We start from the raw sequence: 22,747 nt of genomic DNA on the forward strand, positions 1-22,747 counted from the left end.
CACGGCAGTGCCCTGTTCCTACAGATGTCAGGAAAATTATCGCAATTTAACCGAAAATTCGTATTCGTATCCCCGGAAATTAGAGTCTAATTGTAATGTGTAATTCCCTGTTACAGGAACTTTTCCAGTCCACTCTGTTTCATTGCCTTGATAAGGATCTCCTGCTAAAAGTTTGCCACGAGGAGTTATAATTTGCGGGAAAACATCTTTCCGATTCCTAACAGTCATAGTTTGACCTTTTCGGGCGCGAATTATGTAAGAATGACTGCCGCCGCCGATGATTCGACCTTTAACGATCGCCTCATCTCCTCCCGGCAGAAAATTAATCTGCTGGTTGACTTTAGAACAACTGCTTTCGGTGCGTCTTTTCGCAACCCAACCGGGAACTGGATCGGTAATTCGCAGCCAACCGTTTTGTTCTTCGGCGACTGAAACAAAGGTATTATTTTTAAGTTTTCCTACTATTTGGCTGCCGCTTACTTGCGGGATCGATCGCACATTTAGCGGTGGATTCGGATCGCTGACTACAGCTTGGCTGATTTTGCAACCCGAAGTTGGCGGTGTGACAACTACTGGCTCAACTTTTGCCCCAGAGACTCCTGCAACTCGCGAGGGTTGAAGTGCTGGGCTTTTGGCTGGTTGAGATTGAGATGGGGGAGATTCCCTAGCCTGGGTTTGTGCTTGCAGAGGTTCTGGTTGCCGAGATTCAGGGTTGTTCGCCGGCCCTGCAATCTGGTTTCTGGTGGATGCCGGCGATTCTGCAAGGGGAAGATGGGATTGTTTCATCGCACCCGACTGTATAGTTGCAACAGCCACTCCCACCGCTGTTGCCACTCCTGCTAAGCTTACTGTGATGATTTGACCCTTCGTAAATGACATAAAAAACCCTCTCTGTATCTATACTAATAATTTTTATTTGGGAGTTGGGGCGATCGCCAGTTAATTTATAGTGGAAATACCTAGTGCTACCCACAGGGTCAGGATTTTTGTATAAAATTTCAGATCCATAATTGTCGCAATAATTTGAGTCAATAATATATACTGGACGCCTGTACTGATGGTAATCTTGCTCTGGGGTATTTGCGCGCAAATTTGCGAAAGTAAGCGTTCAGCGCGAGGTACATAAAATGTCAAAATTGATTCCTCTGAGATTACAACCGCCTCGCGATCGATTGTTGGAGGAGGTGAAGCAGGAAGTCCAAGCAGGACGGTTGCAGTCTTTGCACGCTGCTGTGCTAGCTAACCTCAGCCAAGACTCGCCGCCAACGGGGGTTAACCGCTGTTGGGATGTGGAAGTGAAAGCCGGCAACCGTCCGAGTTTTCGGCTTCCTCCCAAAGCCAGCATTGCCAAAGTGTTCGATCGCACTGGTGGCAAATTGGTAATTTTGGGAGCGACGGGTGCAGGCAAAACTACGACGCTGCTAGAATTAGCTCGGGTGTTAGTTTCCCGCGCCCAAAAAGATGCTAGTTTGCCCGTACCAGTGCTGTTTGAACTCGGATCGTGGAAAGCAGAATCCGGGCCGATCGCCGATTGGTTAATTGCTCAACTTCAGTTCAAATACGGCATCTCTCCTGCTGTCGGCAAAAAATGGCTTGCCGAACAAAAATTGCTGCCTCTCCTAGATGGCTTGGACGAAGTGGAAACCCACCGCCAAAATATCTGCATTCAAGCAATCAATCACTTTGTTGAAAGCGAATTTAAACCCAAACATTTAGTAGCTTGCAGCAGTTTTGAAGCTTACAAAAACTGCCATACTAGATTTCGCCTGCAAGCAGCGGTTTTATTGAAACCTTTAACAGAAACTAAAATTCAAAATTATCTGCTAGAAGCCAGAAGCCGCGAACTTTGGTACAGCATTGAGCATGAACCGGAATTGTTGAAATTGGCAAAAGTTCCCTTGCTTCTGAGCATGATGGCTTTGGCTTACGACGATATTTTAATTGAAGCTTGGAAGCGCATAACTTCCGCAGAAGAACAGCGCAAATATCTGTTAACTGCCTATATTCGCCACCAAATGACCGGGCAAGTCAAGCAGTATCCCAGAGGTAAGGAACTGCGGCCCGAACAAATTCGCCACTGGCTGGGATGGTTGGCCAGAAGGATGGAACAGCAAGGAATTCAAGAATTTTACCTCGATCGCATACCGTCTAGCTGGCTGCAAACAGAGGAGGAACGGCGCAAGTATCAGTTGGGAGTTAAGCTGGTTGGCGGGCTGATTTGGGTGATTTTGGGATTAATTGCCAGCCTAGTCTCCGGGTCAATTTGGGGAATAATTGCGGGTGCTGTTGCTGCGGTAATTAGTGCTTTTTTGCCGGGAATTCCGGGGATTGAAAGTTTTATCTTGCGCGTGGTGCTGTGGTCTAGCGGCTACATTCCTTGGGATTACAGGCGTTTTCTCGATGCTGCGGGCGATCGCCTGCTGCTGCAAAAAACTGGCGATCGGCGCTACCGATTTATTCACGATTTATTGCAAAAACATTTTGCTGAAATATAAATTATCGAGCGCCCCTACCTGAAACAAAATAGCGATCGATCGAATTACTGACTGCCATTAGTTCAAATTGTCTGGATCTACTCCCAACTCTCGCAATCTTTGAGCTAATTGTTGGGCGCGCCGATCTAATTGTTGGGCGCGCTGCTCTAACTGTTCGGCGCGCTGCTCTAACTGTTCGGCGCGCTGCGCTTCCTGCTTCACTTGTTCTTCAGGTGTCAAATAGCGTTTGCCATCGGCATCGTACCAATACAACCACTCCCTTGTCACCCCAGAATAATTTCCCCTTTCACAACCAATTCCCAAACTTATTTCTGGCATCCAAACAGGATTTCCTGACTGCAGTTCATACTTGCCATTGACTAACTTGTGTACTTCCAAACGCGGTTTGCGACGGCGGCGGGAAGAATAAATCACGTAATAAAGTACGCCTAAAGCTTGATATTCTTCCAATTTCGTGCTGTATTCCTTGCGATAATTTTGGGAAACAACTTCTAGCACGAACAGCGGCATGACATTTTCATCCCACACCACGTAACTGGGACGCAATTCTTCGTCGTAAAACCGTTCTACTCCTAAACTCAAGAAAGCATCTGGGACAATAGCTGGCTTGTCAGGGTGATAGTAAATACCCATATCTATCCCAAAAAACCAGTCCATGCGTTCTGACCAAAGTATCAGCAAGATTGCTTTTAACAACCCCGGTATTAGTTCTTGCAGTTCGTTATCCACAGGCGTTTCATCCGAGTCTGGCAGTTCGTCGGCTGAGGGCAAGTTCCTCGGCAAGTTGTACTGTAACATTGCTGCTTTCCTCAAAACTAATTCATATTATATAAACGCAAATTACTCTTGAACAAAAGAATAGTTTTTCAATGATTTGACAAAAATAGCCAAACATGATAATGGCATTGCCAATTCTGCACGCTTTAAGTACAAAATGTTCGATCGACTCCTAGATCGACACCCCCAAAAGGTTAAGATTCTAATCTGACCCTCCTGCAATCATTGCTTCACCTCCTATGGCAGAAACCTTACTTTTCAACGCCCTCCGCGAGGCGTTAGACGAAGAAATGGCCCGCGACTCCGCCGTATTCGTACTCGGCGAAGACGTAGGTCAATACGGCGGTTCCTACAAAGTAACCAAAGACCTCTATAACAAATACGGCGAACTTAGAGTGCTCGACACCCCGATCGCCGAAAATAGCTTTACAGGCATGGCAGTAGGCGCAGCAATGACGGGACTGCGGCCGGTCATCGAAGGCATGAACATGGGCTTTTTGCTGCTGGCCTTCAACCAAATTTCCAACAATGCCGGAATGCTGCGCTACACCTCCGGCGGCAACTTCAAAATGCCAATGGTAATTCGCGGGCCCGGCGGCGTGGGGCGGCAACTCGGCGCGGAACACTCCCAGCGCTTAGAAGCATATTTCCAAGCAGTACCGGGTTTGAAAATAGTCGCCTGTTCGACTCCCTACAACGCCAAAGGACTCTTAAAATCAGCCATCCGCGACGATAACCCCGTTCTGTTTTTCGAGCACGTTCTTCTTTACAATCTCAAAGAAAATTTGCCAGAAACAGAATATTTAGTGCCGCTGGACAAAGCAGAAATCGTGCGATCGGGCAAAGATGTCACAATCGTGACATATTCCAGGATGCGACACCACGTCATGCAAGCCGTGCCCGCCCTGCTAAAAGAAGGTTACGATCCAGAAGTAATCGACCTAATTTCTCTCAAACCCCTGGACATGGAGACCATCGGCGCATCCATTCGCAAAACTCACAAAGTAATTATTGTAGAGGAGTGCATGAAAACAGGAGGCATCGGTGCCGAACTAATTGCTTCGATTAGCGATCGATTTTTTGACGAACTCGACGCACCGGTTTTGCGCCTGTCTTCACAAGATATTCCCACACCTTACAACGGGAATTTGGAAAGACTGACCATTGTCCAGCCCACTCAAATTGTCGAAGCAGTCCAAAAAATGGTAGCTTTGCGAGTATAAATAGTGATTAGTCAATAGTCATTGGTTGACTGTTGACTGTTGACTGATGACTGTTGACGGATGACTGATGACTGTTGACTAAAATCTGCCAACCGCCAACTGCCAACTGACAACTGCCAACTGACCAATGACTAATAATTAAATATGCAAAAACAACGTTCCATATTAGCCCTAATTTTTGTTTTAATCATCGCCGCCATTACTGTAATAGTAACAATTCCGACGCGGCTGGGATTAGACTTGCAAGGAGGGTCGCAACTCACAATTCAAGTAAAAACTACCCCCACAATTCCCAAAATTGACCAGGGAATGTTAGAAGCAGTGCGGCGGATTGTCGAAAACCGCGTCAACGGTTTGGGCGTTTCCGAAGCATTAGTCCAAACAGTAGGAGAAGACCAAATTCTCGTGCAGTTGCCCGGAGTAAATGACCCGCAGCAAGCAGAACGAGTTTTGGGCGGCACGGCAAAGCTAGAATTTCTGGAACAACTGCCCGGAACAGAAACACAATTAGCCATTGAAAGGCAGTTGCAGCAGGAATTGCTGGTCAAACAAACAGCATTGAAAACTAGCAATAATGAGGCAGCAATTAAAGAAAATCAGGCTGCTTTGAAAAGAAGCAATGAGGCGATCGCCAAACTCTTCAAAAGCAGCGGCCTCGGTGGCGAAAACCTCAAAGACGCTCAACCTCAACCCTTGGCGGCTGGGAAGAACTGGAACGTTGCTCTTGTTTTCGATACCAAAGGAGGCGAACTCTTTGCCCAACTCACTAAAAATTTAGCCGGCACCGGACGCAGTATCGGTATTTTCCTAGACGAAAGAATGATCAGTTCTCCAGTCGTCGGCGTTGAATTTGCTCAGACAGGAATTACTGGTGGGAGTGCCGTAATTCAAGGCAACTTTACAACGCAAGAAGCCAACGATTTAGCAGTGCAATTGCGGGGCGGCGCTTTGCCCGTGCCGGTCGAAATTGTAGAAAACCGCACTGTCGGCGCCAGCTTGGGTAAAGACAGCATTCAAAGCAGTATTAACGCAGGTATCGGCGGCTTAATTTTGGTCTTGATTTTCATGGTTGCCTACTATCGACTCCCCGGCGTAATTGCTAATATTGCGCTGTTAATTTATGCTCTATTAACTTGGGCAGCTTTCGTGCTGTTGGGAGTGACATTAACGCTGCCGGGAATTGCCGGTTTCGTGCTCAGCATCGGGATGGCCGTGGATGCTAACGTGCTGATTTTTGAGCGCACGCGGGAAGAGTTGCGGGCGGGGAAATCGCTTTATCGATCGGTCGAATCGGGTTTTTACCGCGCTTTTTCCAGCATTTTAGACGGTAACGTCACAACAGTTATTGCTTGTGCTGCTTTGTTTTGGTTGGGCGCTGGTTTAGTTAAAGGGTTTGCTGTAACTCTGGCATTGGGGGTGGGAGTGAGTATGTTTACTGCGCTCACTTGCAGCCGCACTCTGCTGTTCGTAGTATTGAGCTTTCCAGGATTGCGGAAACCTCAGTGGTTCTGTCCCGGTTTGTCGAAAACTGCTAATAGTTAACTGTTGACTGTTGACTGTTGACTGTTGGTGATTTGTTAACTAACTTCTTCCTTCCTTCTTCCATCCGTTACATCCCGTATATTGCTCGTTGCCGAACTTCCCTCTTCTTTTAAATTATGCAATTCAGTGTAATCAAACAGCGATCGATCTGGTGGAGTATTTCCGCCGCTATAATCCTCGCAGGTATAGTGTCGATGGCGATTTCTTGGACTCGTCCCGACATTCGCGCACCGCTGCGCCCCAGTTTAGATTTTATCGGCGGCACTCGCCTGCAATTTGAACTTGACTGCACGAAACCGGAAAATTGTAAACCCATCGATATTGCTGCTGTCCGCCAAGTCCTGGACGCCCAAGGTTTGGCAGGCAGCAGCATTCAAGTTATCGGCAAAGAACAGCGAGGTTTGTCGCTACGAACGAAAACTTTGGATGTCGAACAACGCACTAAGTTGCAAACAGCATTGAAGGATAAAATAGGCGCTTTTGCCCCGAAATCTACTCAAATTGATACGGTTGGGCCTACCCTCGGCAAACAATTATTTACTTCTGGATTGTTAGCTGTATTGCTTTCCTTTGTTGGCATTACTATTTATCTGACATTTCGATTTCAGTTAGATTATGCCTTTTTTGCTTTTGTAGCTCTGTTTCACGACGTGTTCATTACTGTTGGTATTTTCTCAATTTTAGGTTTAGTTCTAGGTGTGGAAGTTGACAGTTTATTTGTCGTGGCAATCTTGACAATCATCGGTTTTTCTGTTAACGATACTGTGGTAATTTACGATCGCGTGCGCGAAGTAATCAAGCTAAATCCGGGACAGTCGATCGATCAAATTGTCGATGATGCGGTCATGCAGACGCTGGGAAGGTCAATTAACACGACGATGACAACGCTGCTGACTTTGTTTTCAATCTTTTTGTTTGGCGGCGAAACCCTCAAATACTTTGCTTTAGCTTTGATTGTCGGCTTTATTGCGGGTGCGTATTCGAGTATTTTCATTGCCAGTACGCTGCTAGCTTGGTGGCGCAGTCGCACCGGCCACTCTATCCCCGTCCCCGCAGAAGGAATCAACCAGTCAGAGGAAGTTTAATTGGCGGTTGACGGTTAACTGTTGACGGTTAACCGTTGACGGTTAACGGTTGACTGACTCATAATAAATCCTCAATAATCAATAACTAATGACAAATGACAAATGACAAATGACAAATGACAAATAACAAATAACAAATGACTACTGACGAAACTTTTCAAATTGAAGTCCAAAGGCTTCACAAACTAACAGTTTACGGCCGCTGGTTAACAGTGATATTGCTGTGGATTACCGTCGGTTCTTTGAGCATTTGGGGTTTGCGCCGCGAAATCGCTTTGTGGTTAGAACACTTCACTTGGGCGGCGGTGCGCTACGGTTTATCTTTTCATCGCTGGCCGACTCTCGGTTTGGGTTTGTGCTTGGGAATGACTTTAGCAGTGCTAACTTGGCAAAGTCGCAATATGGTGCGAGGATTGCCCCTGCGGGAAAAACAGGGTTTGGAACAACAAGTTCGCCGCATTCGCCAACAGGGGCCGAGTCATCCTTTGTGGAAGTGGGTTTGCAAAGGTTTGCGGTAGCTGACGGGCTTTATTCTTTAGTCTCGAGCGAGAGGGACGAAAGTTTGACTCTTAAGCGGTTTCAACGGCCGAGTCCCTAACTTTTATTGCTTCTTCCTTCTGCCTTCTGCCTTCTTCCTCCTTCCTTCTTTCTCATTCCTTCTGCCTTCTTCCTTCTTCCTTCTTGACATCTGTTAAATCCTCAGAAAGCGAATCTGTTGCCGAACTTCCTTCTGCTATATCACGCAAAGCGAGGCAAAATCTGTGCTAGGGAAGACTGTTGAAGCGGAATTTCGATCGCAAATTCTGCTCCTTTTCCCGGTTCCGAAAAGCACTTCAATGCGCCGCCGTGTTGGTTGACAACAATTTCATAGCTAATCGACAGTCCCAAACCCGTTCCTTGGCCGACCGGCTTAGTAGTAAAGAAAGGGTCAAACAACCGCTTCCGAACATCTTCTGTCATCCCCGGGCCGTTGTCAGAAATTTTAATTATTACCTTTTTTTTCTCAATTAACTCGGTGCGAATCCAAATCGCAGGAATCAGGCGGGTAGAGTTAGAAAGTGATAATTGAGTCTTTATACAAGACTGCTTTTGCTCGCATGATTGCGACTTATTCGGGCTTTTTTTATCGACTTTTTCGTGTTTATTAGACTCAACAAGAGCGTAAATTGCATTAAGTAAAATATTCATAAATACCTGATTGAGCTGTCCGGGATAGCACTGCACCAGCGGCAAGTCGCTGTATTCTTTGTAAATTTCTATCGCCTCCTGCCCCGGTTTCCCTTTAAGCTGGCTTTGCAACAGCATAATCGTGTTGTTGATACCGTCGTGAATGTTGACCTGCTTCATTTCAGCTTCGTCTAACCTGCAAAAATTCCGCAGCGACAAAACGATGTCGCGCACTCTTTCTGCACCTTGCTGCATAGAATTTAAGACTTTCGGCAAGTCTTCTAGCAAATAATCGAATTCGATTTTTTCTGCTTCCGCTTCAACTGCTGCGATGGGTTCGGGACAGTGCTGTCGGTAGATGTCGAGCATCCGCATTAAACTTTGCGTGTACTCTTTAGCGTGGTGCAAATTGCTGTAAATAAAGCCGATGGGATTGTTGATTTCGTGAGCTACTCCTGCTACTAACTGCCCCAAAGAAGACATTTTCTCTGTTTGAATTAGTTGAGTTTGAGTGCGCTGAAGTTCCAGCAGGGCAAGTTCGAGCTGTTGGGCTTGATGTCTCAATTGCGCTTGCGACTCGCGCATCGCCACGGTTGATAACTCGTGAATTTGCAACTGAGAAAGCAGCAGTTGGTGTACGTCTAAAAGTTTGTAAGTTTCCGGTTCTACTTGTACTACAATTGGTTCGTGGATTAGTTCGGGCGATCGCTCCAAAGACTGCCGCACTGCCGTCATAATTGAGGTTTCGCGATCGAGAACCAACATATCAGTTTTAGTAAAGCGGTAGAGTATGAACAAAGGCTGTTGAGAAAATAACTCCAAGCTGTAGGGGCGGCTCATGTGTTCAAAATAACGCCGCCGCGAAATCATCCCTATAAACTTTCCTTGCTGAGTGATGATGATGCCCGGAACTAAAGGGTTTGCTTGAAAAATTTTAGCAACTTCGGCCCCCGGACACTCAGATTCTAGGAGAAAGTCGTACAGGGTTAATTCCTGTAGAGTCGATCGCAAACCAAGCGGCGATTTTAGGGGACTCAACCCGTCAGTTTCATACACTGCTCCCTCCTTTGGTAATTGGCAGTTGCGGTTGGCTGCTGGAGTCTTGCCTACTATTTAGACGGCCTTTTCAACTCTTTTTATAGCTTAGTTATCAACTTCCCTCTGCTCCCTGGAATCCAGTTAATTCAGCAGGATTTTTTTGCCTTAAATCGTGCTGGTGTCCCCCGAAACGATATTGCAGGTTAGATTGATTTAACAGCAGACACCCCTTTGAAACCTGACTATGTAGGAAATTTTATATATCCAAGATTGTACTAATCCGAATATAACAGTCATAACTATTTTTAATGTTTGATGACATTAATTTGGTTCAGATGGATAGACATCTGCGACCTGTGGCAGTACATTTCGTATTACCCCTTGCGTAAAATTATATTACAATAAGACAAGAATAGCGACAAATCAGCAGCCGATCGCCCGATTTGAAAATTCAGGCAAAACTGGTTTCCGGCAATTGCCAATAAATCTCAATTGTCAGTTTTTTTTGCACAAATGCCGATCGCACTCAAGCCGAAGATTGTATTGTAGGTAGTCTCCGAGCCAGGGACTGCCGATTGCGAGCAATTTGTCAAGTTCGGCAGCTTATACTTTAGCAGCATCGAGACTCCAAAGCTTCACCGACGAATTTTTTCCCGGCAGATGCTAAAGTTGTGCGATCGCAACTAAAACTCACATTCCCCACATCCGCTTCATGTACCTTAAAAGTTTCCACACAAGTACCGTCAGCCCACGAACTCGATCTTCAAATTCTCTCGCTGGCAAATCCGCCACTGAGAATCAAGAGGAAGCAGAAATAAATAATTCTATTTTACCCGACTTTTCCCCAACTTCAACTTCAATTTGACGAAGTTGGTTTGGTGACGATAATATTTCGATCGTGATTATTTCTCCTCCCCCTTGATTTTAGGCAATTCTCATTAGAAACTCCAAGATGTTGATTTGAGGAACCTCGGGGGGTCGGGTTTGATTTGGCGATCGCACTGAGCTAAATTGAAATGACATTTGAGGAAAGTAAGCGACGGTTTCCATGTGCGGTTTCCCGAACTAGAGGTGGTAACTCTATACACGGCGGGACGATCGTACTTTCAGTACAATGTCAGTATTTCAACCTGTACACCTGTTGAGTCTGAGTCTGTGAGAGTGTGAAAGTCGCTCTCATCCTTTGCCTGTCTGAATTGGAGGTTTTTCAAGGGTGGGGCGGTGCGAGGGCCAGAAGCAGACAGTTAACCAAACGGCACAAGGGAACTCGGTCGCTAACGCCCACCGAGGAAGGATTTTAGCCTCTCACCGTCAAAGATCGATAGAGAAAAGCACCATAGCACCCACAGCAATATCACCCAAAAGAATGATTGATCGAAAAAAAGTTGCGTGTTATGTTTCTATATAATTCTATACAAAAATACTTTTACCTAAAAGGAGAACAAAAAATGGACACACCTACAGATCGCGAACAAGAACCAGTCGGGACAAGAGAACTCGAATCAATACCTGTATCTGAAAAAGTTTCTGCCCAAAAAGTTACTGAGGTTAATTTTGAAACGACTCCTTTAGAAACCCCTGCTTATACTCAGCAAAAAGTGAGCGTCGAGGAGGTAAAAATTAACGGCGACGATTTGGTTGCTAAAGTTAAAGAACTGATTCACGAAGGAAATATCCGCCGCATCATTATCAAAAATGAAGAGGGACGGATCTTAGTAGAAGTTCCTCTGACGGTGGGAGTAGTCGGTGGAGTCATCGGTGCGGCATTGTTTCCAGTCATTGCAGCAGTAGGAGCGATAGGTGCATTAGTCGCTCACATGACCATCATCATTGAAAGAACAGAATAAAAAAAATTCAGTTGTTAGTAATGCTCCTGTCCGGTTAATTTCCCGTAATAAAGCTTGTTGGTAGTGAGTACGACTATCCTCTGTTGATGGATGAGAAAAAACTTGCCTTTATTACTAAAAACTTAATTGTGGTTATCTAACCGGACTTCAACAAATTTCAAGCATAAACTGGCTTTATAAATATAGCAATCCTAAATGAGTCGTATTTTTTTTACGACTCGTTTAGGATTGCTATATGCTTGCACAGCAAGCATTATAAATCACTCATTTAGCGAGTAAGCTGTCGCGCATTTAAATTGTATATTCAGGGCGGGCGGGACGCCCACCCCACATGACTTTAATTTTTTTTGAAATACTCTTTAAATACAGAACAGCTTATTCTTTGTTGAAGTCCGGCTAACCCTATTCCTTTGGGGACTCGGACAATCACTCTGGGGGTAGAGCCTGCTTAATACCTTGGCCAGTTAGATTCGATACAGATGAAGGAAAAGCCAAAAGTTCTCTAAACTCCCTAAGCAGAAAGCTGTTAAACATTTAAACTGGGTATGACCAAAACGCCAAATGCTTACACATGAATCTTGCCTGAATCTTGACAGTGAATCGAAGTAAGTGATTTAAATGCTGAACAGCTTAGCTCAAGTTTTCCAACCAGAGCATCTCCTACAGACAAATATTTTTTGAAGAGTTGTGGCGAAGATAATTATGAAACCTAACGAACAAAATAGCTCTAGCCGTGAAATTCATCAAGAAGTTCACACAGATGCAACTAACGGTCACGTCAGTACAACGCGAACCACTACAAATGTTCCGAGTACAACTGCGAATGCTTCTAAAGAAGCAGCTCATCACCAAGGTTACGTACAGGGTCAAATGGCGGAAAACCACCGCCAACTTGGAGTCCAAGAAGCCCGCGATAATGAGAATGCTGGTCGCGGGTTGCTGTTAGGGATTCTTCTTACTTCTTTGGTAGGCTTAGTTCTGGGTACTGTATATTACTTCAATCGGGCTCAGGAGGCTCCTACTCCTACTTCTGATACTGTGATTGTTGTACCCAAAGCGAATCAGCCTTCAGCAACACCAGCTCCGACTCGGACTGTAGAGAAAGAAAAAACGATCATTCAAAAGATTGTTCCGGTTCCGGTTCAACCATCTCCAGTTCAAAAGGCTACACCTGCTCCTCAACCAAGTCCAGCTCAACAGGCAACACCTGCTCCTCAAGCAAATCCGGCTCCCAATATCAATATTACGGTTCCAAATTCACAGCAGCAAGATGCACCCGCTCAGCAAGCAGCGCCGTCTCCATCTTCGCCGTCAAATAATACCAATACTACGGTTCCGAATCCGCAGGATGAGCCAGCTTCCACTCCGCCAACTCCAGCACCTGAGAGTTCAGCTAGTCCATCTCCAACTCAAGATGATGGTGCTTCTGGAGCAGGTACGAGCGGCTCAACTAATAGGGAAAGCCAGAGCGATTCTAATCCTACGGATACGGTTGTACCTAATAGCAACTCCGGCGCAGAGGGTGCGACTGCTTCACCGCAATAGAAGTTGGATGTCGAATTAGTCCGCCAGGGGTTCAAACCCCAGACTCACAGCTAAAGTCCTTTAAAGCCGATATCTGGCACCATTCTCGCTCGGACAGGCTTTCGGGGCTGTGCGAGCGAGAATAGTGCAACATCTCACACTAACCGGACATTTTGGCTGAACTTAATAAACCTGGTTTCTGCGATGGAAAACGTTTTAAGATTGTGCCAACCTATCCTAAGAAACAGTTTGGTGAACTAATTTAACTTTCCCTAAAGCCGTCTTCCTGCTGTCAAAAAGTTTCATCACGCCGGAGGAGATGGTCTCGATGACATCGGGAGAACAGTAAGACAAAAACTCTTCCGACGAAATATGACCGGCAAAAAAATCTTGAGCTTTCTTCAAAAAGTTTTCAGTTTCAGCAAAGCCGATAGATTTGATAATAAACGTAGAAACCGGGGAGTTTTTAATATCATAGCGCGATTCTTGATTGCGTCCTATTTCTAGCAGGTCTAACACTTCTCTTTGCAACTGACTTTCTAATGGGTAGGCGATCTGTTTGTTGGGCAAGTAATCCTCCAAAACCGAGGTTTTAAATCCTGGTGCGCGCAATTCTCCCATCATAGTTGAAAGCGGAATATCGCGCCCCAAGCGGTAGGAAAGAGCTTCTAAAATGGCGATGGTAATTAGCTTGACCCCCAGATAAAGTTTAGCAACTTCGATATTTTTGCGAGTTCGGGCAATCAGGTTAGCGTAGGTTTCATCGTCCGGCTCTTGCATAAACTGCTGGAAAACCAGTTCGGGTTTGAGGCAGTTCAAAAATCCTTCCATTTTTTGCAGAGACTTGCGATATCCGGCAACAGTATAGGAATTAACATTGGTCAATTCGTGGTTGGTTTCTGGCATCAAATTCCAGGTATTGTCTAAGAAATTAGAGGAATTTGGAGATGCAAAATTCTCGACATCTCTATTTGCTAACCTGACAGAACGCTTGACAATTTCTACAATTTCTGCATGGCTCCATCCCAAGTGAAAATCGCGATTTATAGTTATCAAACGCTGGTGCAAAAGTTCGATCGCGCTCAAACCGCTGGGCGCAACCGGACGAAAAGGGATAGTAGCTTCGATGCAAGCTGTTATCTCAGCGATCGTACTCGGTGGCAAAAAAGGCTCCAAAGATTTGGCAGCAATAACGGCACTCAAAAATTCGTTTTGGCCGCCAAACGGAGAGAGAGTCTTGCCGGGAATAAACCCAAATACTGAGGCCACTAGCTGATACATGGCATCGTCGGGCAGTTCGGTTTCATCTCTAATAACTAACTGCGATCGCACTTCTTTGACAAAAGGACAAAGGGCGCTGCTAATATTGAAACTAACGCCCTGATCGACTTGCACGTACACTAGGTCGTGAAATAGGGCCGCTAACACCTCGATCGGATCGACTGACCCCCCGACCTCAAAAATGTGTTCCGACGTGTGAAAGGAGCGCCAAGGCCCTCTCATCGCTTGAATGATTAGCTCAGCTATCTGCTCCAGCTTTGGAATATCTACTCGACCTCCTAATTGCTCGATCGAGCTTACCAAGCAATCCAAGCACCGTTTTTGTTCTGCGAAAAGCTCCATTTACACACCTCCAGTGCATTCCCTGATTGTCTTGCGCTTGATTGCATGGTATCAAAACGCGCTGCGATCCTGCCATGATTTGTCACTCAAAAATTTCAAATTTTATTGTGAAACAGGGAGAGAGGGCGAGGGAAAGAGCAAGAAGGAGGAAGAGGGAGGGAGAAGGAGGGAGAGGGAGAGCGAGAAATTAAATATTAAAAATTTGGCCGTTGTGGAGATTCCCGCAACTTGGGCGATCGGTATCATAAATTACAGTAAAACTTACAAAAATTGAGTAAAAACTTGATGAATTTTTGATGAAATTATGAGGGATTTTTGACAAAAGCTGTGGGTGGGTGGCACTGACACCAGCTTCAAGCTGCAGTGGTATAAATACTGCGTGTGGCCTCAGAATAAGATTCGCAGACGTGGTGATAAAACTCTCGATATTTGCGCTGATACACTTCAGTTACTCAGCTTTCGGGCAGTTGGTCTAAAGCTTCTTCGATCGCCACTGTAACTGCTGCCTAGGTTTGCTGTAGCCTCGCCCAATCTAACACTAACAGAACTTACACAACTGTCAATCGATTTTAGATTTTAGATTTTAGATTTTAGATTTTAGATTTTAGATTGACTTGCGCGAGATAAATTCGGGGACTCCTTTATCGGATACAGGTTTTTGATTTATCCACGGATGAATCACGTGGCGGGTATCCTGGATGCTTTCGGTCACAAGTGATACTACTGTCAATCGATTGCGCGATTTGAGATTTTAGATTAAAGAATTGAAGCATTGACTTGCGCGAGATAAATACGTTCGGCAAGTTTCTCGGATACAGGTTTTTGATTTATCCACGGATGAATCACGTGGCGGGTATCCTGGATGCTTTCGGTCACAAGTGATACTGGCGCCATGCCGCACAATATCCGACAATAAATATGGGAAAATCGGGGCGTTTCAGTGGCTCAATTAAATAATTAGACAACATCAATCTAGCTTAAATACCCCCTTAATCCCTTACTCCCCCTCTGCTGGGAATTCGTATGTTTAGAAGCGATTTCAATCGCCGAATCCACTGTTAAATACCCAACTTCTTTAAGTAGTTGAGGATCGGGGTATTGTGTGTTTTGAGCCGTTGCTGACAAGCGAATTTCAAAGGTGGTACCCGCCACGCGATCGATCCGTGGAATCAATCCAAAATCGAAAATCCTCAAGAAAGAGCATTTATCCGTGGGGTCGCCTCTAAAATCTAAAATCGAAAATCGCGCAATCGATTGACTTAGGAATGAAAAATTAATAACTTGCACAATTAAACCCCAGAAGCCTTGATCCAAGGTAAACTATTGCTCTATTAGTCACCTTATTTATTTTTCATTCCTTACTGCATCCGATCGATCGTCCGATACTGCACCGCCTCCCCCACATGATTCGTTTTCAAGCTTTCATCCCCCGACAAATCAGCAATAGTTCTAGCAACCTTCAAAATGCGATCGCTAGCCCTCGCCGACAGCCCCAATTTCCGAATCGCCATCTCCAATAAATTCCGAGAAGCATCATCCAACTGACACCATTTGTTAATGTGACTGCTTTGCATCTGGGCATTGCAGCGCAAACTAGATTCCGACTGAAAACGGCGAGTTGCGAGCTCTCGCGCCCGCTGCACCCTCACCCGCACCGGTTCCGACTCTTCCCCCGTCGGCTGTCGCGTAATTTCCTCGGGTTTCAAACGATTAACGGCCACTTGTAAATCGATCCGATCCATCAAAGGCCCCGAAAGTTTTGCCCAATATTGCTCCCTCTTTTGCGGCGAACAAGTACACTGTTGGATCGAATCGCCGTAATAACCGCAAGCGCAAGGATTCGTACTTGCAACTAAAGTGAATTGCGCCGGAAACATCACCGATTGTCTAGTGCGAGAAATCGTCACATAACCATCTTCCAGCGGTTGTCGCAAAAACTCCAAAACATCTCTTTTAAACTCAGTTAATTCATCCAGAAAAAGTATGCCGCGATGTGCTAAAGAAATTTCACCCGGACGCGGAAAACTGCCGCCACCTACCAAAGAAGGGCCGGATGCCGAATGGTGAGGACTGCGGAAAGGTCGATCGCCCACCAAGCTTCCCTTATCCTTCAACAACCCCGCCACTGAATGAATTTGAGTCACATCCAAAGCTTCATCAAAGGTCAGCGGCGGCAAAATACCCGGCAAACGCCTCGCCAACATCGTCTTACCGCTCCCTGGCGGCCCCACAAAAATTAAATTGTGTCCCCCCGCCGCCGCAATTTCCAAAGCCCGCCGAGCGTGAATTTGCCCCTTTACATCCTTTAAATCTAGACCCAAAAACCGCGTTTTTGCTAACTCTTCTCTACCGTTTACTTCTACAGGCGAATACACTTCAGGATTGTTCAAAAAATCAGTAACTGCAAAAATATTCTCAAAACCATAAACAGATATTCCGTGTACCAAAGCCGCTTCTTGCGCGTTACCAGCCGGTACAACTAATCCTGAAATACCCATTTTTTGAGCAGCAGCGGCGATCGGCAAAACCCCAGCCACAGGCCGCAAACTCCCATCTAAAGAAAGTTCCCCTAAAAACAAATAATCTCCCAAAAGTTGACCGCTGACTTGTTCGGATGCTGCTAAAATGCCAATGGCGATCGGCAAATCAAAACTCGGCCCTTCCTTCCGCAAATCCGCCGGAGTCAAATTAATCACAATACTCCGCATCGGAAAAGCATATCCCGAATTTTTTAGCGTAGCCTTAACCCTTTCTTTAGCTTCTTGCACCGCAGAATCTGGCAATCCCACAACCACAATTTTCGGTAGCCCCCCTGACACATCAGCCTCAACACCCACCTTTACCGCGTCAATTCCAACGATCGATGCACTCCAAACCCTAGCAAGCATTTTTCTTTATCCTTAATTTGCCTGTCCTTGATTCATCATCTATTATGATTAACAATGACTAATGAATATCGGGAGAGGCAAGAAAAACTTTTCCTTGCCTCTTCTTTTTCTCCTCTTCCCTCTCTCCTGCTGGGTCTTCCCTCTTCCCACTTCCCCTTCCCTCTTCCCACTTCCGCCTTCTTCCCACTTCCTTCTTCCCTCTTCCGTCAAAATCCATCCGTTAAATCCGTTACATCTTGTACACTGCTTCGTTGCCGAACTTCGTTAACACCCATGACAACTCAAGAAACGCTTTTCAGCAAAATCATCCGCAAAGAGATTCCGGCAGACATCGTTTATGAAGACGACTTGGCCCTCGCGTTCAGAGATATCCATCCGCAAGCGCCCGTCCACATCCTCGTCATTCCCAAACAGCCTATTGCCAAATTAGCCGATGCCGAGTCGGGAGATCGTGCTCTCATGGGACACTTGCTGCTGACTGTCAAACGGGTAGCAGAACAACTCGGACTTAGCAACGGCTATCGCGTCGTCATTAATAGCGGCAGCGACGGCGGCCAAACTGTAGACCACCTGCACCTTCACGTTCTCGGCGGTCGGGAGATGAACTGGCCCCCAGGCTAAAGGCTAATTTGTACGCATAAATTGCGGACTCATCCTCAGAAGCCCGGTTGATTTCTATTGCCAAGCGCCTCAGAAACCGGGTTTCTTTTTTCGTCAAGAAACCCGGTTGATTGGAGATTATTGAGAATGCAGCCCGATCGCACTCAAAACTAGCTTTTCACTATTCTCCCGATAAAAAGTTCCCGTCGCAGAATTCAACGATGAGATGTAAATAAATATTAAAAATTATATTTTCAATACTTAATTAACAAATATTTAGATAGAAAGAGAATCGAGCTGAACAACAAATAATTTGCCAGAATTGCTGGATCTAGCTACAGCCAATATATTCAGTTCTTCAGGTCGCTATATTTAACCTGTTAGGTATGTAATATAACTTTGTAAAAAACTATAAATATTTACCAAGAAGCAAGTTTTTGTAAATGTTTGTAAAATCTTTAAATTGTCAGCCGTAATCCCTTGGCAAACTTTAGTGAATGGTGTTACTAATATAAACGTGGGGCATCCCCACAACGAACCTTGAAAATTCAATTAAGCCATCATAAACCAAATGACAACAACCGTACAGCGTCGCGAAAGCGGCAACGTTTGGGAACGGTTCTGCGAGTGGGTAACTAGCACCGAAAACCGCATTTATGTGGGTTGGTTCGGCGTCTTGATGATTCCCACCTTGCTCAGCGCCACCATCTGCTACGTCATCGCCTTCATCGCTGCCCCACCAGTGGACATCGACGGCATCCGCGAACCAGTAGCAGGTTCCTTAATGTACGGCAACAACATCATCACAGGTGCTGTTGTGCCTTCATCGAATGCGATCGGGCTTCACTTCTATCCAATCTGGGAAGCTGCTTCCCTCGATGAGTGGTTGTACAACGGCGGCCCCTACCAATTGGTAGTATTTCACTTCCTGATCGGCATTTTCTGCTACATGGGTCGCGAATGGGAACTGTCCTACCGCTTGGGAATGCGTCCTTGGATCTGCGTCGCTTACTCTGCACCAGTAGCAGCAGCCACCGCAGTATTCTTGATCTACCCGATCGGACAAGGCAGCTTTTCTGACGGTATGCCCTTGGGTATCTCCGGCACATTCAACTTCATGATCGTGTTCCAAGCCGAGCACAACATCCTGATGCACCCCTTCCACATGTTGGGAGTTGCGGGTGTCTTCGGCGGTGCTCTGTTCTCCGCCATGCACGGTTCTCTTGTTACCTCCAGCTTGGTTCGCGAAACAACCGAAACTGAATCTTTGAACTACGGTTACAAATTCGGTCAAGAAGAAGAAACCTACAACATCGTTGCAGCCCACGGCTACTTCGGTCGTTTGATTTTCCAATACGCGAGCTTTAACAACAGCCGTTCTTTGCACTTCTTGTTAGGTGCATGGCCAGTAGTCGGCATCTGGTTTACCGCTTTGGGTATCTCCACGATGGCGTTCAACTTGAACGGTTTCAACTTCAACCAATCGATTATCGACTCTCAAGGTCGCGTCATCAATACTTGGGCTGATGTCATCAACCGCGCTAACTTGGGTATGGAAGTAATGCACGAGCGCAACGCTCACAACTTCCCGCTCGACTTGGCCGCCGGTGAAGTCACCCCAGTAGCAATGGTTGCTCCTTCCATCAACGGCTAAATTTAGCTTTTGATTAACAAAAAGCGCTCCTAGAAATAGGGGCGCTTTTTGTTTTGGCAAGTAGAATTTGAGAGATTTTTTTCTGTTAAATCCGTTAAATCCGTTAAATCCCATACACTGCGCCTTGCCGAACTTCCCGATCGATCTGATATATTGATTAAGAATTATTATTTTTGGCAATCATCAAAGTGGCGATATTTAACAGGCACAAATTTGAAAAACTCGCGGTTCATAAATCCAAAACATTAGCCTGGGCGATCGCACTTTTCAGCGGCATTTTGATGGCATTGGCAACCGCACCAGTAAATGCTTGGCTATTGGCTTGGGTAGCATTAGCTCCCCTGTGGATTTTGGTTGTTAGTTATGAAAAGCCAAAAATAGAAGAACAAAAACAAAAATTTCTCTTTCTTCCTTCTTTCCTCAACATCCATCCGTTACATCTTGTACAGTGCTCGTGGCCGAACTTCCTTCTTCCTTTACTCTGGGGAATTGGCTATCACGGATTAGCTTTATCTTGGATTATTGGAATTCACCCGATGACTTGGTTGGGAGTTCCTTGGTGGCCGAGTTTGGCGATCGCACTTTTTTGCTGGGCATTCATCACCCTCTGGGGAGCAGCCTTAGTCGCCCTTTGGGCGTGGCTATTTGTAATTCTCAACTCCTTCAGTTTCCCAGGAAAAAATTCAATTCTTATTCTTAACTCCCCCCCTTTACAAGGGGGGGTTGGGGGGGGTAGCTCCGATCTTGTTCTTCTTAACTCTCCCCCTTTACAACGGGTGGTTGGCGGGAGCAGCTCTAAATTCTCAGCGTTAACTCGCGTTTTAATTGGCACAGCTTTGTGGTGCGCCTTAGAAAGTATTTGGAGTACAGGTTCGCTGTGGTGGACATCACTATCATATACGCAAAGCCCGCACAATTTAGCAATATTGCACCTCGGTCAACTCTCCGGGCCCAGCGCAGTAACAGCCGCTATTGTAGCAGTAAATGGCTTAATCGCAGAAGCTTGGCTCGAAGGAAGAAGGAAGAAAGAAGAAGTCAGAAGGAAGAATTGGATTCCTTATATTTTGCCTGCGAGTTTGTGTTTAGTTTTGCATATTGCAGGATGGAGTTTATACAACCGTCCTTTGAATCAAGAAGCTGCAACCGCTTTAAAAATTGGCGTTATTCAAGGCAATATTCCTAACGAGATTAAGTTTGACTCAGCGGGTTGGAAGCGCGCTTTGGAAGGTTACACCACTGGATACAAACAGCTAGCAGACAGAAAAGTCGATGCTGTGTTAATTCCAGAGACGGCTTTGCCTTTTATCTGGACAAACGAGTATCAGCGTTCTACTCTTTCTTTTTACCAAGCTATACTCGAACGCGGCGTTGTGGCTTGGGTGGGAGGATTCGGACAGCAAGAGAATAGTATCACTAACAGCTTATTGGCGATCGATCGCAGTGGAGAAATTGTCGGCCGCTACGATAAACTAAAGCTAGTGCCTTTAGGCGAATATATCCCTTTTTACGAAATCTTAGGCGGGATTATTAATCGGCTTTCTCCCTTAGATGCTCATTTAGTACCCGGTAATTCTAAACAATTGTTTGATACGCCGTTTGGCCGCGCCATTGTCGGAATTTGTTACGATTCTGCCTTTGCTGAAATCTTCCGATATCAGGCGGCGAATGGAGGCGAATTTATGATCGCAGCTTCCAACAATGCCCATTACAAACCGCCCATGCTGGCTCAACATCACGCTCTCGATGTAATGCGGGCAATTGAAACTGATAGATGGGCAGTTATCGCAACTAATACGGGTTACTCTGCTTTTGTAAATCCTCGCGGCGAGACGGTTTGGAAGTCGAGAATTAATACTTATGAAGTCCGAGATACTACTATTTATCGGCGGCAAACTCGGACTTTATACGTGCGGTGGGGAGATTGGCTGACGCCTTTATTGTTAGTATTGGCGGGGTTAATGCTGTTTATTGTTAGAAATTAACTACTAGGTTATACGATTTTAGATTTTCGATACCAATCTAAAATCTAAAATCTAAAATCTAAAATCTAAAATCTAAAATTGTTAGTATGGGCTGGATTAATGCTGTTTATTGTTAAAAGTTAACCAGAAGATTTTAGATTTTACAGCCTATTCCAGGTTTGTGAAATACACCCGATCGACCTGGTTTATTTACAGCGATCGCATCATTACTGATTCAGTTGCTCGAAACCCGGTCGATCGCGATCTACATCTACATGGAATATGCTGTATATACCAATCTAAAATCTAAAATCTAAAATCTAAAATCGACTGACTCTACTTATCTTTCACGTGTTCGTGAACGCTAGGAGATAAAGAAATCAAATCGTCGATATTGCGCTGCATGGCAGCACAAATATTGTCCAAAGGCAAATCATTGGCATCGAGCCCGAAGGGATTTTCTATTTCAATGCCGATTTCTTCGATGCCGAACAAAGTAAAACTAATTAAAGCCACAACAGGACCGGTTCCCCAACCCAAATCCTTCACCATTTGAAAGGGCAGTGCCAAACAGTAAAGCAACAATAGTTGTTTCAGGTGAATCGCGTAAGCCAAAGGGATAGGCGTCTTCAAAATCCGCTCGCAGCCGCCTAATACATCTATCATAGAATTGAGCAACTCATTCATACCTGTTAATTGATAGACATCCAGGCAATTGCGCTCGTACTGCTCGTGCATATAATCCTCAATCCAAAAGGCAATTTCTAGCGGCGGATTGTTCATTGATTTGAGCTTTTGGTACTGCGCTGGGGACATTAACGGTTCCAATTCTGGATTTACAGATTCTTGCCGCAAGTGCAGTTTCATCGCCACTGCAAAGGCAGGTAACAGGCGCAGGGCTGACTTTTTGAGTTCGATATCCTGCGGATCTTTTTCCTCAATGGCTACCCAGATTTGGCGCGCCAAATTGCGGACGTTGTTGACCAAAGTTCCCCAAAATTTTCGACCGTCCCAAAATCTTTCGTAGGCTGTATTTGTCCGAAAAACTAACAGTAGACCCAGGACAATACTGGGTACAATACTCGACAAAATTGGCAAGGAAACCGGCAACTTTAAAAAGTGCAGCAGGGAAATAAAAACTCCAAAGCCGCCGCACAGCAAAACCCGGGGCAAAATTGAGGGAATGACAGACCCTCGAACCTGTAATGCAATTTTAAACCAAGGTGGTCGATCGCCACTCATGCAAGTCTCCTGATTAAATTAAATGAACCCCGCCCTAGCGCGGGCAGCGCAAATGCCTGGTAAACTTAGTTCTTCAGCTCC

18 protein-coding genes are annotated in these 22,747 nt (G+C 45.5%); 10 read left to right on the forward strand and 8 right to left on the reverse strand.

Features of this window, described 5'->3' with window-relative positions:
- Positions 1 to 36 precede the first annotated feature (36 nt).
- The gene (locus OSC7112_RS08915) at positions 37 to 879 is read right to left on the reverse strand and encodes an SH3 domain-containing protein (protein ID WP_015175598.1); all 843 of its coding nucleotides are present in this window, start codon (positions 877 to 879) and stop codon (positions 37 to 39) included.
- Between the two features lie 248 nt (positions 880 to 1,127).
- On the opposite strand from OSC7112_RS08915, the gene OSC7112_RS08920 reads away from it, so the two are divergent.
- On the forward strand, positions 1,128 to 2,495 hold the full coding sequence (locus tag OSC7112_RS08920; RefSeq protein ID WP_015175599.1) for an NACHT domain-containing protein: 1,368 nt from the start codon (positions 1,128 to 1,130) through the stop codon (positions 2,493 to 2,495).
- A 57-nt stretch (positions 2,496 to 2,552) separates the two neighbouring features.
- On the opposite strand, the gene OSC7112_RS08925 is transcribed toward OSC7112_RS08920, so the two are convergent.
- The gene (locus OSC7112_RS08925; RefSeq protein ID WP_015175600.1) at positions 2,553 to 3,293 is read right to left on the reverse strand and encodes a Uma2 family endonuclease; all 741 of its coding nucleotides are present in this window, start codon (positions 3,291 to 3,293) and stop codon (positions 2,553 to 2,555) included.
- A 218-nt stretch (positions 3,294 to 3,511) separates the two neighbouring features.
- Here OSC7112_RS08925 and OSC7112_RS08930 point away from each other — a divergent pair, with 218 nt between their 5' ends.
- The 4 genes from OSC7112_RS08930 (at position 3,512) to OSC7112_RS08945 (ending at position 7,640) form a co-directional block, all read left to right on the forward strand.
- Positions 3,512 to 4,495 carry an alpha-ketoacid dehydrogenase subunit beta gene (locus OSC7112_RS08930; protein WP_015175601.1) on the forward strand — a complete coding sequence of 328 codons (984 nt, stop codon included), beginning with the start codon at positions 3,512 to 3,514 and terminating at the stop codon, positions 4,493 to 4,495.
- A gap of 144 nt (positions 4,496 to 4,639) precedes the next feature.
- Positions 4,640 to 6,037, forward strand: coding sequence for a protein translocase subunit SecD (secD, locus tag OSC7112_RS08935; RefSeq protein WP_015175602.1), 1,398 nt, complete (start codon positions 4,640 to 4,642; stop codon positions 6,035 to 6,037).
- A 116-nt stretch (positions 6,038 to 6,153) separates the two neighbouring features.
- Complete coding sequence (gene secF, locus OSC7112_RS08940) at positions 6,154 to 7,122, forward strand: protein translocase subunit SecF (RefSeq protein ID WP_015175603.1); 969 nt, start codon at positions 6,154 to 6,156, stop codon at positions 7,120 to 7,122.
- A gap of 137 nt (positions 7,123 to 7,259) precedes the next feature.
- Positions 7,260 to 7,640 carry a hypothetical protein gene (locus OSC7112_RS08945; RefSeq protein WP_015175604.1) on the forward strand — a complete coding sequence of 127 codons (381 nt, stop codon included), beginning with the start codon at positions 7,260 to 7,262 and terminating at the stop codon, positions 7,638 to 7,640.
- Between the two features lie 220 nt (positions 7,641 to 7,860).
- On the opposite strand, the gene OSC7112_RS08950 is transcribed toward OSC7112_RS08945, so the two are convergent.
- Both OSC7112_RS08950 and OSC7112_RS41700 read right to left on the reverse strand, forming a co-directional pair.
- Entirely contained in the window at positions 7,861 to 9,345 is a 1,485-nt protein-coding gene (locus OSC7112_RS08950) for a sensor histidine kinase (protein WP_015175605.1), read from the reverse strand.
- A gap of 592 nt (positions 9,346 to 9,937) precedes the next feature.
- The gene (locus OSC7112_RS41700; protein WP_263053595.1) at positions 9,938 to 10,060 is read right to left on the reverse strand and encodes a hypothetical protein; all 123 of its coding nucleotides are present in this window, start codon (positions 10,058 to 10,060) and stop codon (positions 9,938 to 9,940) included.
- 715 nt (positions 10,061 to 10,775) lie between these two features.
- On the opposite strand from OSC7112_RS41700, the gene OSC7112_RS08955 reads away from it, so the two are divergent.
- On the forward strand, positions 10,776 to 11,174 hold the full coding sequence (locus tag OSC7112_RS08955) for a DUF4342 domain-containing protein (protein ID WP_015175606.1): 399 nt from the start codon (positions 10,776 to 10,778) through the stop codon (positions 11,172 to 11,174).
- A gap of 702 nt (positions 11,175 to 11,876) precedes the next feature.
- A complete protein-coding gene (locus OSC7112_RS08960) occupies positions 11,877 to 12,719 on the forward strand; it encodes a hypothetical protein (RefSeq protein WP_015175607.1) in 843 nt (280 codons plus the stop codon).
- Positions 12,720 to 12,935: 216 nt separating this feature from the next.
- Here OSC7112_RS08960 and OSC7112_RS08965 read toward each other — a convergent pair whose 3' ends face one another.
- From OSC7112_RS08965 to OSC7112_RS39540, 3 genes are all read right to left on the reverse strand, one after another.
- Entirely contained in the window at positions 12,936 to 14,321 is a 1,386-nt protein-coding gene (locus OSC7112_RS08965) for a hypothetical protein (RefSeq protein WP_015175608.1), read from the reverse strand.
- A gap of 1,358 nt (positions 14,322 to 15,679) precedes the next feature.
- Positions 15,680 to 17,209, reverse strand: a complete 1,530-nt coding sequence (locus OSC7112_RS08980) for a YifB family Mg chelatase-like AAA ATPase (protein WP_015175609.1) — start codon at positions 17,207 to 17,209, stop codon at positions 15,680 to 15,682.
- Between the two features lie 58 nt (positions 17,210 to 17,267).
- Positions 17,268 to 17,426 (reverse strand): hypothetical protein, encoded by a 159-nt coding sequence (locus tag OSC7112_RS39540; RefSeq protein ID WP_190274355.1) that lies wholly within the window; start codon positions 17,424 to 17,426, stop codon positions 17,268 to 17,270.
- 56 nt (positions 17,427 to 17,482) lie between these two features.
- Here OSC7112_RS39540 and OSC7112_RS08985 point away from each other — a divergent pair, with 56 nt between their 5' ends.
- The 3 genes from OSC7112_RS08985 to lnt all read left to right on the forward strand — a co-directional run bounded on the left by OSC7112_RS08985 (position 17,483) and on the right by lnt (position 21,445).
- On the forward strand, positions 17,483 to 17,830 hold the full coding sequence (locus tag OSC7112_RS08985; protein WP_015175610.1) for a histidine triad nucleotide-binding protein: 348 nt from the start codon (positions 17,483 to 17,485) through the stop codon (positions 17,828 to 17,830).
- Between the two features lie 550 nt (positions 17,831 to 18,380).
- Complete coding sequence (gene psbA / locus OSC7112_RS08990; RefSeq protein WP_015175611.1) at positions 18,381 to 19,463, forward strand: photosystem II reaction center subunit D1; 1,083 nt, start codon at positions 18,381 to 18,383, stop codon at positions 19,461 to 19,463.
- Positions 19,464 to 19,651: 188 nt separating this feature from the next.
- Entirely contained in the window at positions 19,652 to 21,445 is a 1,794-nt protein-coding gene (gene lnt / locus OSC7112_RS08995; protein ID WP_015175612.1) for an apolipoprotein N-acyltransferase, read from the forward strand.
- 315 nt (positions 21,446 to 21,760) lie between these two features.
- Here lnt and OSC7112_RS09000 read toward each other — a convergent pair whose 3' ends face one another.
- Entirely contained in the window at positions 21,761 to 22,666 is a 906-nt protein-coding gene (locus OSC7112_RS09000) for a bestrophin family protein (RefSeq protein ID WP_015175613.1), read from the reverse strand.
- Positions 22,667 to 22,747: the final 81 nt, after the last annotated feature.

The sequence above is a fragment of the Oscillatoria nigro-viridis PCC 7112 genome, from assembly GCF_000317475.1.
In the GTDB taxonomy this organism is placed as follows: Bacteria; Cyanobacteriota; Cyanobacteriia; order Cyanobacteriales; family Microcoleaceae; genus Microcoleus; species Microcoleus nigroviridis.

Bases quoted from the DNA above. Each gene is read 5' to 3' on its own strand.
- psbA (WP_015175611.1), top strand. From the start codon at position 18,381: ATGACAACAACCGTACAGCGTCGCGAAAGCGGCAACGTTTGGGAACGG.
- OSC7112_RS08960 (WP_015175607.1), top strand. From the start codon at position 11,877: ATGAAACCTAACGAACAAAATAGCTCTAGCCGTGAAATTCATCAAGAA.
- OSC7112_RS08955 (WP_015175606.1), top strand. From the start codon at position 10,776: ATGGACACACCTACAGATCGCGAACAAGAACCAGTCGGGACAAGAGAA.
- OSC7112_RS08920 (WP_015175599.1), top strand. From the start codon at position 1,128: ATGTCAAAATTGATTCCTCTGAGATTACAACCGCCTCGCGATCGATTG.
- OSC7112_RS09000 (WP_015175613.1), bottom strand. From the start codon at position 22,666: ATGAGTGGCGATCGACCACCTTGGTTTAAAATTGCATTACAGGTTCGA.
- secF (WP_015175603.1), top strand. From the start codon at position 6,154: ATGCAATTCAGTGTAATCAAACAGCGATCGATCTGGTGGAGTATTTCC.
- secD (WP_015175602.1), top strand. From the start codon at position 4,640: ATGCAAAAACAACGTTCCATATTAGCCCTAATTTTTGTTTTAATCATC.
- OSC7112_RS08965 (WP_015175608.1), bottom strand. From the start codon at position 14,321: ATGGAGCTTTTCGCAGAACAAAAACGGTGCTTGGATTGCTTGGTAAGC.
- OSC7112_RS08930 (WP_015175601.1), top strand. From the start codon at position 3,512: ATGGCAGAAACCTTACTTTTCAACGCCCTCCGCGAGGCGTTAGACGAA.
- OSC7112_RS08925 (WP_015175600.1), bottom strand. From the start codon at position 3,293: ATGTTACAGTACAACTTGCCGAGGAACTTGCCCTCAGCCGACGAACTG.
- OSC7112_RS08985 (WP_015175610.1), top strand. From the start codon at position 17,483: ATGACAACTCAAGAAACGCTTTTCAGCAAAATCATCCGCAAAGAGATT.
- OSC7112_RS39540 (WP_190274355.1), bottom strand. From the start codon at position 17,426: ATGGATTTTGACGGAAGAGGGAAGAAGGAAGTGGGAAGAAGGCGGAAG.
- OSC7112_RS08945 (WP_015175604.1), top strand. From the start codon at position 7,260: ATGACTACTGACGAAACTTTTCAAATTGAAGTCCAAAGGCTTCACAAA.
- OSC7112_RS08915 (WP_015175598.1), bottom strand. From the start codon at position 879: ATGTCATTTACGAAGGGTCAAATCATCACAGTAAGCTTAGCAGGAGTG.
- OSC7112_RS08980 (WP_015175609.1), bottom strand. From the start codon at position 17,209: ATGCTTGCTAGGGTTTGGAGTGCATCGATCGTTGGAATTGACGCGGTA.